Genomic DNA, 14,821 nt, shown 5'->3' on the forward strand with positions numbered 1-14,821 from the left:
CACAAAAGTATTTTTTGGTTCTTTTTTTGCATGCGGAATAACAATCAACAATAGCTGTAAAAATAAGTAATCTTTTAACATTAGGTGTTCTATGGCAGATTCTCGTGAAAACTGGACGTCACGATCTGGTTTTATTATTGCAGCCGTTGGCTCGGCTGTAGGTTTAGGTAATATTTGGCGCTTTCCATACGTTGCTTATGAAAATGGTGGTGGTGCGTTTCTTATTCCTTATCTATTGGCACTCATTACTGCTGGTTTACCGTTACTATTCTTAGATTATGCGGTAGGTCATCGGAGTACGGGTTCACCTCCTAAAGCTTATCGTGCCCTATTTAAAGGCGGAGAAACATTAGGTTGGTGGCAGGTTTGTGTCTGTATCATCATTGGTTTGTACTATGCAAGTGTACTGACCTGGGCTGGTAGTTATGTTTACTTCTCTATTGGTCAAATGTGGGGAAGTGATCCGGAAGGTTTCTTCTTTAATACCTATTTGCAGACTACAAAAGCAACCGGTTTTGACTTACAGTTCGTAGGTCATTTATTCTGGCCGATAGTTGGGATTTGGGCACTTACTTTAATCATTCTTTATGGTGGTGTGAAAAAAGGTGTGGAATTATCAAATAAGATTTTCATGCCTTTATTATTTATTCTATTCACTATTTTAGTGATTCAATCATTACGTTTACCGGGCGCTGTTCAAGGCTTGAACGCATTCTTTACGCCGAACTGGTCAGCAATGATGGATTATAAAGTTTGGTTAGCGGCTTATGGCCATACTTTCTTCTCCCTCTCTGTCGGTTTCGGAATTATGGTGACTTATGCATCTTATTTGAAACCAAAAACGAATTTAACTGGTTCTGGTTTAATCGTTGGTTTTGCAAATGCATCTACAGAGATTTTAGCGGGTATTGGTATCTTTGCAGCGCTTGGCTTTATGGCACATGCGGCAGGTACTGAAGTTAAAGATGTTGTGAGTGGCGGGATTGGGTTAGCATTTATTGCATTCCCTAAAATTATTTCAAGTTTAGGTACGGGTGCCGATTTATTTGGTTTCTTATTCTTCTCTTCACTTTTCGTTGCAGGTATTTCTTCGATGGTGAGCATTTTGGAAGTACCTATTGCAGCAATGCAAGATAAATTGAAATGGGGCCGTAAAAAAGCTGTAACCATTATTGGTGGTGGTAGTGCGCTTGTATCAATTATTTTATTCTCAAGTGTAAACGCAATTAAGTTAGTTGATATCGTGGACCACTTTATCAATAACATCGGTATTATTGGCGGTGCTTTACTGTCTATTATTGCCGTAACTTGGTTTAAACGTTCTGCACTCAAGGAACTTCGTGATCACGTAAATCGCATTTCAACTATCCAATTAGGTAAAGGATGGGATTTCACTTTAACAGTCATTACATCATTAATCTTGTTAACTACACTCAGTATGACTGTATTTAATTTGATCAAAAATGGCTATGATACTTATAGTATGAGCTTACAAGGTGTATTCGGCTGGGGTAGTGTGATTTTCTGTGCAGTCGTTGCAATTGTTTTAAGCAAAATGAAAGATCGCTAGGAGGATAGAATAATGAATACTTCAGCAATCGTGATGATGGTAATTTCGATGGTGTTTTTATGGGGTGGCTTGGCTTTATCCATTATCCATTTATCGAAACATCCGGAAGAGTTAGATGACGTTTTAGAAGAAGTAAAAGATCAGCACACACTTTGATGCTGGTCGAGTAAAAAAGCAGGCTTAAAGCCTGCTTTTTTTATGCAATTTTTTGGATTTTACAATAATAAAATCCATCGCCAGACTGCGCTTGAGGTAATAATTGGCGACCATGAGTCTGCTCAATTCCCCAATCAGCATCAATTTTGATCTCTTTTGCATTTGGATTTTCAGCAACAAAGTTCATCATCTGCTGTTCATTTTCAGCTTTCAAAATTGAGCAGGTAATGTAAAGCAATGTCCCGCCAACTTTGAGCTGTTGCCACATGTGGTCTAAGATCTGCTTTTGCAGTTCAATGGTTTGCGCTATATCGCTAGATTGGCGCAATAGGCGTATGTCAGGATGACGACGAATTACACCTGTTGCAGAGCAAGGCGCGTCAAGCACAATACAATCTACTGGCTGTGCAGGCACCCATTCGGTTGCGTCGGCTGCCAAAATCTCTGTATGACTTTGATCAAGTGCTAAGCGATTTAAGTTCTCAGTCACACGGACTAATCTGCTTGGGTCCTGATCAATTGCAATGAGCTGAGCGGGTTTAAACTTTTCAAGTAAATGAGCTGTTTTACCCCCTGGGGCAGCACAGGCATCAACTACTATTTTATCATTTAGATCTGGCAATAATGTTGCGCAAAGCTGAGCGTGTTCATCTTGTACAGAAAACCAGCCTTGCTCAAAACCGGGTAGCTGGGTAATTTGTACAGATTGTTCAAGAACAATACCTGCCTCAGACAGAGTACATGCACGTGCCTGAATTTCTGAGCTCTGTAATTTTGCTAAATAAGCATCGCGGCCAATATGACGCTGGTTCACCCTTAAAGTTAAAGGCGCAACTTGCTTTAACGATTGGCAAAGAGCTTCAGTTTGCTCACCCCAATCCTTTTTTAACCGTTTGAAAAGCCAACTTGGTAAGCCATGTGCTTGTTGTAAACCTTGCTCGAACTCATCAGTTTCACGAGTAGCTCGGCGCAAAATAGCATTTACAATGCCACTGAGTGCAGGGAACCCAAGTTGTTTAGTCGCATCTACTGTTTCTGAAATAGCAGCGTGTGCTGCAATACGTGTGCATAAAACTTGATAAAGCCCCACATAGAGACAGGTTTCCACGGTCTCGTTGTTCAACGGTTTGCTGAGTAAAGGTAGGCTAATTGATTTAAGCGCAAACCATTGGCGCAATGTACCCAAAACGAGTTCGTGAAATAAAGCACGATCACGCTCTGCGACTTGATTGAGCTGTGTATTTAAAATACTAGCGAGCGATTGGCCTTGCTGAACTTTTAATAAGGTCTGGACGACTTGAGCACGCAGGTTAAAACGTGAGGAATTTGAGGTAACCTGACTCATGGCAAAATTTGTCCTACATGAAGTTTTTGAGTTTGTGCAATTTGTTGAGCATTTAATGCTTTGCCACCCGGCCATTGCACGCTAGTCAGACAAATAAATGAATCTTGACCACAAGCAATGTGTACGCCTTGTTTATCGATTGCAATAATTTCACCAGCTTGGGTATTCGCTTTGTTTTGACTAGAAATTATTGAATTCCAAACACGCAGAGCATTATTTTCGTCAAGTTTAATAAAGGCAACTGGCCAAGGGTTGAAGGCACGAATATTTCGATCCAGTTGTACAGCATCAGTTGACCAGTCAATTCGAGCTTCTGATTTAACTAATTTATGCGCATATACGGTTAAGCTTTCGTTTTGAACTTCGCGTTCTGCCAAATATTTTTGTAATGTTGCTTCTGATTCGAGTACCGCACAAATTGCTGTTGCACCTTGAGCTGCGAGTTTGTCATGCAAAGTCGCAGAGGTATCTTCGGCAGTGATTGGGCAATATGTTTTATACATCATATCACCTGTATCTAAACCGGCAGCCATCTGCATGATGGTGATTCCTGTTTCTTCATCACCTGTTGCAATTGCACGCTGAATTGGTGCTGCACCGCGCCAGCGTGGTAATAGTGAGCCGTGAATATTTAAACAACCATATTTAGGCGTATCGAGTACAGTTTGTGGAAGAATCAAACCATAGGCTGCAACCACCATCACATCTGCACCTAAAGCAGCCAGTTCTTGTTGAGCTGCTAAACCTTCTTCAGTTGAAGCTTTGAAGTGTAGCGGTTGATAAACAGGGATATTATGTTCTAGTGCAAGCTGTTTTACAGGAGAGGGCGTTAGTTTTTGTCCACGACCCGATTTACGATCTGGCTGAGTATAAACCGCGATAATTTCATGGGAAGTTTTTAATAAAGCCGCCAATGCTGTTGCAGCAAATTCGGGGGTGCCAGCAAAAATAATTTTCACAAATGCAATCCAAAAAGAGTTTAGGCGTAGTATACGTGAAAAACGATTGAAGCCCTAAACTCATGGCGATTGAGCGTTTTAGTTTTTAAATAGTGAACAAAAAATTATTGAAAAACTTTTATTGATAAAAAAAGGTTATAAAAAAATAAAAAATTATTCATGTAAGTTTTGCTAAATATTGACTGACTATTACTGTTCTTGGCTTTCCGAATATTATTTGCTTCTATAGAATGGAGAATGATCAAATTATGATGATGAGTCAATATTCCGACTGATCTAACGCTATATCAGTTTCATTCGCCAGAGCGGGAAAAATTCTGCTCAAGCACAACTTGTTGGAAACACTAATGCCTGACTATCGTTCAAAAACATCGACACACGGAAGAAATATGGCTGGCGCACGTGGCTTATGGCGTGCAACAGGAATGAAAGATGAGGATTTCGGCAAACCGATTATTGCGGTGGTCAACTCATTTACTCAATTTGTGCCGGGCCATGTACATCTTAAAGATCTAGGGCAACTTGTCGCAGCAGAAATTCAGGCAGCAGGTGGTGTTGCTAAAGAGTTCAATACGATTGCAGTTGATGACGGGATCGCAATGGGGCATGACGGCATGCTTTATTCACTACCATCACGTGATTTGATTGCTGACTCAGTTGAATATATGGTGAATGCACACTGTGCAGATGCCATGGTGTGTATTTCAAACTGTGACAAGATTACTCCAGGAATGCTGATGGCTGCGATGCGTTTGAATATTCCTGTTGTTTTCGTGTCTGGCGGACCAATGGAAGCAGGTAAAGTCAAATTCCGCGGTAATGAAAAAGCGATTGACCTTGTTGATGCGATGGTTGTTGCGGCTGATGAAAGTTATACAGACGAAGAAGTTGAAGAATTTGAACGTTCAGCGTGTCCAACATGCGGTTCATGTTCAGGTATGTTCACTGCAAACTCAATGAACTGTTTAACAGAAGCTTTAGGTTTATCTTTACCGGGTAATGGTTCGATTGTTGCGACGCATGCAAACCGTAAAAAATTATTCTTAAAAGCAGGCCAGCTTATTGTTGAATTGGCTAAGCGCTATTACGAACAAGAAGATGCAAGTATTTTACCTCGTTCAATTGCAACCAAGGCTGCATTTAAAAATGCGATGACCCTTGATATTGCAATGGGTGGTTCAACCAATACCGTTCTGCACTTATTGGCTGCGGCAAGTGAAGCGGAAGTTGATTTTACAATGGACGATATTGACGAGTTATCACGTCGAGTTCCTGTATTGTCTAAAGTAGCGCCTGCAAAACAAGACGTTCATATGGAAGATGTACACCGTGCGGGTGGCATTATGGCGATCTTGGGCGAGCTGGATCGTGCGAATTTACTTGATGTATCTGTACCGACTGTACACGAGAAAACTTTAAAAGATGCATTAGATAAGTGGGACATTATTCGTACTGAAGATGCGGACGTTTACGAATTCTATCGTTCATCTCCGGGCGGTGTTCCAACTCAAGTTGCGTTCTCTCAAAATCGCTACTATGCAACTTTAGATGGCGACCGTGAAAAAGGTGTTATCCGTAATGCAGAACATGCATTCTCTAAAGATGGTGGTTTAGCAGTTCTATACGGCAACATCGCGCTTGATGGTTGTATCGTGAAAACTGCAGGTGTTGATGAGTCAATCTTGAAATTTACGGGCACCGCACGTGTATTTGAGAGCCAAGATGCAGCTGTAGATGCAATTTTGGGTCATGATATTAAAGCTGGCGATGTGGTTGTGATTCGTTATGAAGGTCCACGTGGCGGTCCGGGCATGCAAGAAATGCTTTACCCAACCAGCTACCTTAAATCGAAAGGGTTAGGAAAGGACTGTGCATTGGTAACAGATGGTCGTTTCTCTGGTGGTTCATCAGGTCTTTCGATTGGACACGTTTCACCAGAAGCAGCTGAAGGCGGTGCAATTGGTTTGGTTGAAGATGGCGATACCATTGAAATCGATATTCCGAACCGTACGATTCACTTAAACGTTGATGATGCGACTATGGCGCATCGCCGTACAGTGCAAGAAGCGAAAGGTTGGCATCCGAAAGAAGAACGTAAACGTAAAGTATCAAAAGCGTTAAAAGTTTATGCAATGCATACAACAAGTGCAGCGAAAGGAGCTGTACGCGTTCTATAAAATATTCAATTTTAATAATTGATTAGGAATCATGCACCCTTTAACACGATGAATTGCTATCATGTTAGGGGTGCATTTTTCATGTCTGGTAAAAAAAATCAGCTTGTAGAAAAAGGTGTTTTTAGATCATTCTATGGGTTTGCCATAAAATGGTGATAAAATCTTCACCTACGTAGAAACTTGCTAAAAACATGACTTATTTTCTGCGTAAACTAAGGTAGTTATATTTCAATCTCGACTACTGTTTTACCTTGCACTATGATCAAAAACAATCTTTGATCTCGCTTAGGATTTAATTTTTAGAGGCACAACTCATGTCACTGCTACGCCGTTGGTTTGACCCTATTCGATCGAGCTGGTTTTACCAAAAGCCTTCTCGTCAAGCGGTGTTACCCACGGAAAATGGTTTAAGTATTTATTTACGACTTGATGATGTGTATAGCTATTTGGCTGTTCAGCAATTGTCTCAGCTAGATGAAATTTTAAGTGATGAACTTAAACCTTTAAAAATTATTATTTCGCATACGGCTTCTGAACCTCCAAACAGCATGTCGCATGAAGAATGGCAGAATTATTGTCTAAATGATGCCAAGATATTAGCCAAACAACATCGTTTCGGTTTTGATGAATTTCCAGAACTCCCAAGCCCAGAATCTTTAAAACAAGCGGCAGTCATATTAAAAAGAACCCCATTACAAGGTCAGAATTTCTTCCATTTACTAGAAGATATTTTCCACATGCTTTGGCAACAACAATATGGAAAGTTGCGTACTTTACATGCCATGGCAGTTAAACATCAGCTTCCGCAACATTTCTCAGAACGTATTTTTACGGATGAGCCTGTACCTGCGGCATACTTTGAATTTGGTGGGCGTAAATATCACGCAGTAGATGATTTATTACGTTTGACTCGTCGTTTAAAGCAGCAAAAGCTACTGACGGGTAATCCGATTTTTTTAATTAATCATATCGAATGGCGTGAGCATTTGATTAATGATGCTGAGGCGCTTACCGAGATTCAGACGCTTCATCCTGAACTTGATATCTATATTGCTTTAGAAGACCCAATGAGTTGGTTGTTACTTGCCTATATCAAGGAAGAACTGGCTGATTATTATGATATTCAACTAAAAGTTTACCCTTTAAGTTATCAAGGTCGAGACTGGTTTGACTGGAGTTTAGCGACACGTGTTTCTAAACGAACAGGTGTAGCCTTTACGCCATTTTGCCGCCCTACCGAGGAAAGTACGCTCGAGATGGCAAAGCTTTTCTATAGTGTGGAAGAAAATCAGCAAATTGATACAATTTTTACGATCTTGCAGGCAGTTTGGACGAAAGGAAAAGATTTATCTTTCTTAAAACATTTCCAACAGTTACAGCAGCAACTCGGCATTGAACAGCTAACTGACCAAGATGTGCAATCTGTTTTGGCACAGAATGATGCCTTGTGTAAAGATAAACATCAGCCTGATTTACCAGTTTTAGAATTGCGTATTGATGGCCAGACTTATGTATTTAATAGCTTGTATCGTGTGTGGATGATTGAAAGTATTTTTAGCAATGTATTAGAAGAAAAATATAAAACCGCCTCAACTTTTAATTGAGGCGCACTTCTAAAAACAAGAATAGGGCAGAACCTGTTTTTTCCGTAGCATAACCAAGTAGGGAATCGGAGATAAACAGTGACATTTCTAGCAATTATTATGGTGGTGTTTGCCTTTGCCGGCATGATTAAAGGCATGATCGGTTTAGGATTGCCCGCGGTATCGATGGGCTTACTCACCATCGCAATGAGCCCTTTTCAGGCAGCATCTCTGCTCATTGTTCCCTCAATGGTCACCAATGTCTGGCAACTTTTTGCTGAAGGACATGTCTGGGCGTTTATTCGCCGTTTCTGGACGTTACTTGTCGGCATTATAGTAGGTTCAATATGGAGCTTTTTACCTACTTTAAGTCAAAGTCATGGGCATAGTAGTGAAATTTTATTAGGCTGTATGTTGGCCTTATATGGGCTCTATGGTCTATGCGTAAAGAAACTTCCACACTTAGGGAAGTATGAACGTTGGCTATCACCGATGATTGGATATATCGGCGGCGCAGTGACTGTAGCAACTGGTGTCATTATTATTCCTATCGTACCGTATTTGCAGTCTTTGAATTTAAAACGTGATGAGTTGGTACAGGCTTTAGGATTAACGTTTACGGTCTCTACCATTTGTCTTGCAGTCTTTTTACATCACAATCCAATGTCCGGGGTAACACTGGACTATCGTTTATCTTTTGCTGCATTGTTGGCGGCGCTTATTGGAATGTGGTTAGGTAAAAAAATCCGTTATCGGTTAAATGAGCAGTTATTTCGTCGTATATTTTTTATAGGCTTGATGTCATTAGGGCTTTATATGATTTCGCATTAAGCCAATTTTTAAGGGCGATTTTGTAATAAAAAATCTGCAAACTGTTGGTAACTGCTAGGAAGCCGGTTGAAATTTTGGGTCGCCAAAAGCAGTTTACGATTTGCCCACGCGCCTAGCAGTTGAATAGAATGAAAGTCATAATCCGATTGCAAACGCTGTGCAGCACGAGCTGGCATAATCGCAATTCCAACGCCTTTGGCAACGACCTCAGCAATCGCCCCAAAGTTAGGTAACCGCAAACGGTACTGTATGTTAAAGCCTAATAGCTTAGCTTGAGTTTCAATGGACTGTTGCAAAGAGTGGTGGGCTTTAAGGCCAATAAAACCATAGCTTAGAGCCTCTACCAAGTTCAGCTCTTGATATTGAGCTAACTCATGTGTAGCAGGACAAATCAGAACTAATGGATCGCTAGCAAACTCTTTGGTTTGCAAATGTCTGGTATCAAAAAAACTTGAGACTAGCCCAAGATTTGCAACTCCTTGCGTTAATGCATCAACAATTTCTGAACTTTCTGCCTCGTGTAAATCAATGTTCATTTCGGGATGAAGCACCAAATATTGTGGTAATAACGGAGGCAAATATTCGCTTTGAGCAGAAGAGTTACACCAAAGCGTTAATGACTCTGATGTAGGTGGCCTAAAACGCTGCATTTCTTGTTCGAGTTGCTCTTTTTGTGCCATCAGTTGACGTGCATGTTCTACAAACGCGTGTCCTGCCGTGGTGAGTTCTACACCAGTAGTTTGGCGAATAAATAAGGGCGTTTCAAAATATTGTTCGAGTTTTTTAATACGTTCACTGGCAGCTTGAAGTGAAATCGCAGAGCGGTCTGCACCTTTGGTTAGACTACCTGTAGAGACAATATGAAGAACCAGTTGTAAATCAAAAAAATCAAAACGCATGAGAGGGAACGTATTGAAGGCTAAAAAGTCATCATACTAAATCGTAATAAAAAAAGGCAGCTTGTGCTGCCTTTTTGAATTTAGGTTTTATCTTTTAAACTAAACAGCCAATTTAAAATAATGGCTGCAAAAGTTGCGGTACCAATACCACCTAAATTGAAGTTACCGAATAATAATTCAAAGTTACCGGCACCTAAAATAATCGTGACTGAAGCAACAATTAGATTTTTATTGTTAGAAAAATCAACTTTGTTTTCGATCCAGATTTTTGCACCGGCAATGGTAATTAAACCAAATACGACAATAGATGCGCCTGTTAAGACAGCACTTGGAATCGTACTAATCACCGCGCCGAATTTTGGAGATAGACCTAAGAAAATGGCGAAGACACCTGCGATCACAAAAACAATGGTTGAGTACACGCGAGTGACTGCCATAACCCCAATATTTTCACCGTAGGTGGTCATCCCTGGTGCACCGACACTACCAGATAGCGTTGTTGCCAAACCATCTGCAACAAAAGCTTTACCTAATTGTGGAGTCAGGTTTTCACCAGTCATTGCGCCAACAGCTTTAATATGTCCTAGGTTTTCTGCTACTAAAATAAGCGCAACTGGTGCAATAATTAGCATAGCCTTGGTGTCAAAAGTAGGATGTGAAAAGCTTGGAATCCCAAACCATGCAGCTTGTGAGATCTGGCTAAAATCGATTGGTTTACCTAAACCTAGCCCATTGGTGGTGATGGCATAAATAACATAAGCCAAGATCAAACCAATCAACAGAAGTAAACGTTGTAATAAGCCACGCGTAAAGACTGCAATACTGCCCATACAAAGTACGGTAATTAAAGCCATCCACATTTCAAATGGTTGGCCTGCAACGCCTTTAATCGTAACAGGTGCAAGGTTTAGACCAATAATCATCACAATAGCGCCAGTCACCACAGGCGGCATGAGTTTTTCAATCCAACGTGTACCCGTAAGCATCACAATAAAACCGATAATGGCATAAAAAACGCCACATGCTACGATTCCACCTAAAGCCATAGACAGATTTGGATTGGCACCTGAACCTGTAATATGCCCGGTTGCAGCTGCAACCACCCCAATAAAGGCAAAACTTGATCCTAAGTAACTCGGAACACGACCACCTGTAATTAAAAAGAACAGGATGGTACAAATTCCAGACATTAAAATAGCAAGGTTAGGATTAAAGCCCATGAGTAATGGTGCTAAAACAGTCGCTCCAAACATGGCAAATGCATGTTGAATACCTAAAACAGCACTTTGAACAGGTGGGAGATATTCATTGGTAGAGACCGGTCGATGGTCAACATCACCTTGGTAAGGCTGCCATTTTGGAAACCAGTTGGACATAAAATAAGCTCATTATTTTTTAATTGGTGCAATGATACTCTTTCTTGAGAATGCATTTAATCTCTAGAGAGAAGTATGTCTGTGAAAAGTAATTATTTTTTAACGATTGGTATAATTTTATGAATTCTAAATATAAGGAATTAGTTATTTTTTTATCATAAAAATTAATTTTTTGATTTTAAAAAAATATTCTAAAAAATAGAAAATCGAGGAAAATTTGAGAAAAATAGAGAACTTTGCAAGTAAAAAGCAGCACATCGCGATGCACTGCTTTATAAAACAATCGGTAAAATCAGTTTAGCCTGTATTACGTAAACCAGCCGCAATACCTGCAATACTTACCATAAGTGCATGGTCAACAGGGGTATGTTCAGCCTGACGTTCAGCGAGATAATCACGACGTCGCTTCATAAGTTCAGCCTGTAAAAGATGCAAAGGTAGTAAGTATGGTTTACGAACCTGCATCGACTGATCAAGAACTTCATTATTGCTAAGAAGCTTTGATTCATCTTTTAATGCAAGCAAGGTTTCAACAGCATCTTTTAGACGTTGACGTAATTGGTTGCCGAGAACTTTCAAATCTTCATCTTCAGTCAGATGAGACTCGTAATAGAGTGCAATGTTGGCATCGGCTTTAGACAATACCATTTCCAGCATATCAATGAGTGTCTGGAAATAAGGCCATTGCTGGAGCATTTCATCAAGTGTCGCTTTTTGCTGATCGGCAATCACTTCATTAATTGCTGCGCCAGTACCTAGCCATGCAGGTAGCATCAAACGGATTTGAGTCCAAGCAAATACCCATGGAATCGCACGTAAAGACTCGATGCCGCCACTCACTTTTCGTTTTGCTGGACGCGAACCTAAAGGCAACATTTGTAATTCAAGCTCGGGTGTGACCGTACGTAAATATTTCACAAAGTGTGGGTTTTCACGAACTGTTTGGCGGTAGACCTTAACAGAATGATCTGTCATGCGGTTCATAAGTTCACGCCATTCGGCTTCAGGTTCTGGTGGTGGTAGTAAAGTCGCTTCAAGTGTTGCTGCGGTATAGATCTCAAGGTTTTGCATGGCAATGCCTTCTAGACCAAATTTGAAGCGGATCATTTCCCCTTGTTCTGTGACACGAATTGCACCAGAAATTGAACCCGGTGGTTGTGAGAACAAAGCCTGTTGGGTTGGAGCACCACCACGACTAATTGAACCACCACGACCATGGAACAGAGTTAGCTGTACACCGTGTGTTTGAGCAATTGCGGTCAGTTCTTCTTGAGCACGATATTGCGCCCAGTTGGCAGACATGAAACCAGCATCTTTTGCAGAGTCGGAGTAACCGATCATGACTTCGTGTTTACCTTGAATGTGCTGTTTATACCAATGCATATTGAACAGCGTATTCATGGTAGTTGCAGCGCCATCTAAATCTTTTAAAGTTTCAAATAGAGGAACTACACGTAAAGGGTGCTGAATACCTGCTTCTTTTTGCAATAACAATACAGCTAAAACATCACTTGGATATTCAGCCATCGAAATAATATAAGCCCCTAAAGATTCAGGCGGTTGGTCTGCTAAAGTACGCATGGTTGCAAATACTTCTTGAACATCTGGATGACCAATTAAACTGCCTTCAGGCTCATTAATATATTTCGGCAAAAGCGGGCGCTTGCTTTGTAATTCCTGAATCAGGAAGTTTTGGCGCGCTTGTTCAGTCCATGATTCAAAATTACCTAAACCTAAATATTCAGTAATTGCTGAAATCGCTTGGCGATGACGACCTGATTCTTGGCGAATATCAAGTTTTAGTAGTTCAATACCAAAACAGTTCACACGGTAAATAAAGTCGAGGAGTTGACCATTCGCAATTTCAGGCAGATTACTGTCAATTAAAGAGCGATAGCACAACAATAGTGGTTGTAAAAGCTCATCTTTGCTTTTAATGACATTGCTGTCGTCTGCTTCTAAGCCTTGTAAGCGCTGAGCTAACCAGTGGCGAGTTGCTTTTAAACGCTCTCGTGTAGCACGTAAATATTCACGATAAGGTTCTGCATGTTGGCTACCAATTGCCTGAATCATTTCTTCAGAACAAGTCTGGATCGAAAGTTCCCAACGTAAGTTTTCAATATCTCTGAGGTAGAGGTCCGCAGCTTGCCAGCGTGATAACCACAATACTTCTTGAGTGATTTGATGAGTAACGTTCGGGTTACCATCGCGGTCTCCACCCATCCAAGATGCAAAGCGGACTGGCGCAATATTAAGTGGTAAGTTTTGTTGGCAATTGTCTTGAACCAACTCATTTAATTCACGAATGAATTTAGGTACAGCATTCCAAAGCGTTTGCTCAATGGTTGCAAAGCCCCATTTTGCCTCATCGACAGGAGTCGGGCGATGCTGACGAATTTCATCTGTTTGCCATGCCGAACTAATTTGTTGCTTTAAGTTCGCAAGTGCATTTTGACGTTCGCGCGGCGTAAGCTTTTGCTGATCAAGCTGTGAGAGACATGCGTTAATATCATCATATTTTTGAATCAGGGTACGACGACTCACTTCTGTCGGATGCGCCGTAAGTACTAATTCAATCTTAAGATCGCAAATTTGCTGGAACAGTTTTTCTGTCGAAATACTTTTATCTTTAAATTTCTGAAATAAGTGAACAAGCGGATTTGGAGAATTAGCCTCCGAATCAAATTCTGCTTGTCTGCGGCTACGAACCACATGATATTGCTCAGCAATATTGGCAAAATTGAGGAAATGAGAAAACGCGCGGGTAAGAGGAAGTAACTCTTCATCGGGCAGTTCTAAAAATAATTGTTCTAGTTGCTTTTCGGCTTCAGCTTGACCATCACGTGCGCCTTTGGCAAGAGCACGGATTTGCTCGATCTGATTAAACAGTTCTTGTCCTGCATGTTGTTTTAGGGTTTCACCTAACAAGTTGCCAAGTAAGCGGACATCCTCACGCAGTGGCACATCGATTTGCTGAACCATGCTATTTTTCTCCTGTTCTTATTCTTATCGAATATAGCGCGATTAACAAACATTCCAAGCTTTGAGCGTAAGAAAATGTGAATTTTTGCTTAAAAAATAACATTTAATTTGCATGTTGAGACTAAAAAGATGACATGCACTCAGTACAACTTTTGACAATCGGACTTTGGTTTAATTCCGATATTTGAGCAGGAATAAAGCAATAGCATCTTGAATAATTTGTTCAAGCTCATGAGCATTTGGTACAGCAATGATCCCAAGTAAAACCTTCTGGTGGCGTACGCCAAGCAATAAGGACATAAGAAGCTCGGTTTGATAAGTAGGATTATCGGTTTGAATAAAACCTAATTGGGCCGCTTTTTGCAAAAACTCAGCTAATTGATTTTGCAGGCGGGTATGAGATGCATCAAAAAACTGTAGGGCGAGTGGACTTTGTTCTGCTGCGAGTTCGAATAATACGTGCTCAAGTTTAAGCGCTTCAGGTGAGTAAATAATCTGCAATGCACCAGAACACACAATAAAGAGTGCTTGATAAAAGTCTGCCGATGCATCTAATTCAAATTGTTTAGGACTCAGTGTCTCTTCACAGGTTTGTGTAATTGCACAGATAAACAGGTTCGCTTTGTCTTGAAAGTGGTTATAAACCGTGAGCTTAGTAACACCAGCTTCCTGTGCAATCTGATTCATGCTGGTACCATGGTAGCCAGATTTTAAAAAAATAGCTTTCGCGGCTTGTAGGATACGAGCACGTTTTTCCAGATCTTTGGGGCGACCACTTTGATTAACTGTTTGCACAAAATCCTCTAATAAAAATTTAAAAAAATAGAAATTTATATGTTTTTCTTTAATTAATGTACCCATGGGTATATTAATTAAAAAATAAACAATTTATGATGCAAGCATATTGTGCCTTAAAAAATCAGTTTGAATAAGAGCGATAAGA

Annotated in this window: 11 protein-coding genes; 5 read left to right on the forward strand and 6 right to left on the reverse strand. The window is 40.5% G+C overall.

What is annotated here, in order from left to right; genetic code table 11:
- Positions 1-91: 91 nt before the first annotated feature.
- The gene (locus HUN22_RS02675; protein ID WP_174726407.1) at positions 92-1,570 is read left to right on the forward strand and encodes a sodium-dependent transporter; all 1,479 of its coding nucleotides are present in this window, start codon (positions 92-94) and stop codon (positions 1,568-1,570) included.
- Between the two features lie 12 nt (positions 1,571-1,582).
- The gene (locus HUN22_RS02680) at positions 1,583-1,726 is read left to right on the forward strand and encodes a methionine/alanine import family NSS transporter small subunit (RefSeq protein ID WP_002119126.1); all 144 of its coding nucleotides are present in this window, start codon (positions 1,583-1,585) and stop codon (positions 1,724-1,726) included.
- A gap of 40 nt (positions 1,727-1,766) precedes the next feature.
- Here the strand turns inward: HUN22_RS02680 and rsmB are convergent, their stop codons facing one another.
- Both rsmB and fmt read right to left on the reverse strand, forming a co-directional pair.
- Positions 1,767-3,071: a 16S rRNA (cytosine(967)-C(5))-methyltransferase RsmB gene (gene rsmB, locus HUN22_RS02685; protein WP_174726408.1), complete on the reverse strand. Its 1,305-nt coding sequence runs from the start codon at positions 3,069-3,071 to the stop codon at positions 1,767-1,769.
- The gene (gene fmt, locus HUN22_RS02690) at positions 3,068-4,030 is read right to left on the reverse strand and encodes a methionyl-tRNA formyltransferase (protein ID WP_174726409.1); all 963 of its coding nucleotides are present in this window, start codon (positions 4,028-4,030) and stop codon (positions 3,068-3,070) included. Before fmt ends, rsmB begins: the two co-directional genes overlap by 4 nt.
- Before the next feature lie 347 nt (positions 4,031-4,377).
- Here fmt and ilvD point away from each other — a divergent pair, with 347 nt between their 5' ends.
- The 3 genes from ilvD (at position 4,378) to HUN22_RS02705 (ending at position 8,621) form a co-directional block, all read left to right on the forward strand.
- Positions 4,378-6,207 (forward strand): dihydroxy-acid dehydratase, encoded by a 1,830-nt coding sequence (gene ilvD / locus HUN22_RS02695; protein WP_062850352.1) that lies wholly within the window; start codon positions 4,378-4,380, stop codon positions 6,205-6,207.
- Between the two features lie 314 nt (positions 6,208-6,521).
- Positions 6,522-7,811: a hypothetical protein gene (locus tag HUN22_RS02700; RefSeq protein ID WP_174726410.1), complete on the forward strand. Its 1,290-nt coding sequence runs from the start codon at positions 6,522-6,524 to the stop codon at positions 7,809-7,811.
- A 78-nt stretch (positions 7,812-7,889) separates the two neighbouring features.
- The gene (locus HUN22_RS02705) at positions 7,890-8,621 is read left to right on the forward strand and encodes a sulfite exporter TauE/SafE family protein (protein ID WP_368074572.1); all 732 of its coding nucleotides are present in this window, start codon (positions 7,890-7,892) and stop codon (positions 8,619-8,621) included.
- A gap of 8 nt (positions 8,622-8,629) precedes the next feature.
- On the opposite strand, the gene HUN22_RS02710 is transcribed toward HUN22_RS02705, so the two are convergent.
- The 4 genes from HUN22_RS02710 to HUN22_RS02725 all read right to left on the reverse strand — a co-directional run bounded on the left by HUN22_RS02710 (position 8,630) and on the right by HUN22_RS02725 (position 14,673).
- Positions 8,630-9,520, reverse strand: a complete 891-nt coding sequence (locus tag HUN22_RS02710) for a LysR family transcriptional regulator (protein WP_174726411.1) — start codon at positions 9,518-9,520, stop codon at positions 8,630-8,632.
- An 80-nt stretch (positions 9,521-9,600) separates the two neighbouring features.
- A complete protein-coding gene (locus HUN22_RS02715; protein WP_174726412.1) occupies positions 9,601-10,896 on the reverse strand; it encodes a solute carrier family 23 protein in 1,296 nt (431 codons plus the stop codon).
- Positions 10,897-11,193: 297 nt separating this feature from the next.
- The gene (gene ppc / locus HUN22_RS02720; protein WP_174726413.1) at positions 11,194-13,878 is read right to left on the reverse strand and encodes a phosphoenolpyruvate carboxylase; all 2,685 of its coding nucleotides are present in this window, start codon (positions 13,876-13,878) and stop codon (positions 11,194-11,196) included.
- Positions 13,879-14,049: 171 nt separating this feature from the next.
- Positions 14,050-14,673, reverse strand: a complete 624-nt coding sequence (locus HUN22_RS02725) for a TetR/AcrR family transcriptional regulator (protein ID WP_174726414.1) — start codon at positions 14,671-14,673, stop codon at positions 14,050-14,052.
- Positions 14,674-14,821 lie beyond the last annotated feature (148 nt).

Origin of the sequence: Acinetobacter lactucae (genome assembly GCF_013344765.1) — a bacterium.
Classification (GTDB): Bacteria; Pseudomonadota; Gammaproteobacteria; order Pseudomonadales; family Moraxellaceae; genus Acinetobacter; species Acinetobacter lactucae_A.

Excerpts from the sequence above, each read along its gene's own strand:
- HUN22_RS02675 (WP_174726407.1), top strand. The coding sequence starts at position 92 with ATGGCAGATTCTCGTGAAAACTGGACGTCACGATCTGGTTTTATTATT.
- HUN22_RS02680 (WP_002119126.1), top strand. The coding sequence starts at position 1,583 with ATGAATACTTCAGCAATCGTGATGATGGTAATTTCGATGGTGTTTTTA.
- rsmB (WP_174726408.1), bottom strand. The coding sequence starts at position 3,071 with ATGAGTCAGGTTACCTCAAATTCCTCACGTTTTAACCTGCGTGCTCAA.
- ilvD (WP_062850352.1), top strand. The coding sequence starts at position 4,378 with ATGCCTGACTATCGTTCAAAAACATCGACACACGGAAGAAATATGGCT.
- HUN22_RS02700 (WP_174726410.1), top strand. The coding sequence starts at position 6,522 with ATGTCACTGCTACGCCGTTGGTTTGACCCTATTCGATCGAGCTGGTTT.
- HUN22_RS02710 (WP_174726411.1), bottom strand. The coding sequence starts at position 9,520 with ATGCGTTTTGATTTTTTTGATTTACAACTGGTTCTTCATATTGTCTCT.
- HUN22_RS02715 (WP_174726412.1), bottom strand. The coding sequence starts at position 10,896 with ATGTCCAACTGGTTTCCAAAATGGCAGCCTTACCAAGGTGATGTTGAC.
- ppc (WP_174726413.1), bottom strand. The coding sequence starts at position 13,878 with ATGGTTCAGCAAATCGATGTGCCACTGCGTGAGGATGTCCGCTTACTT.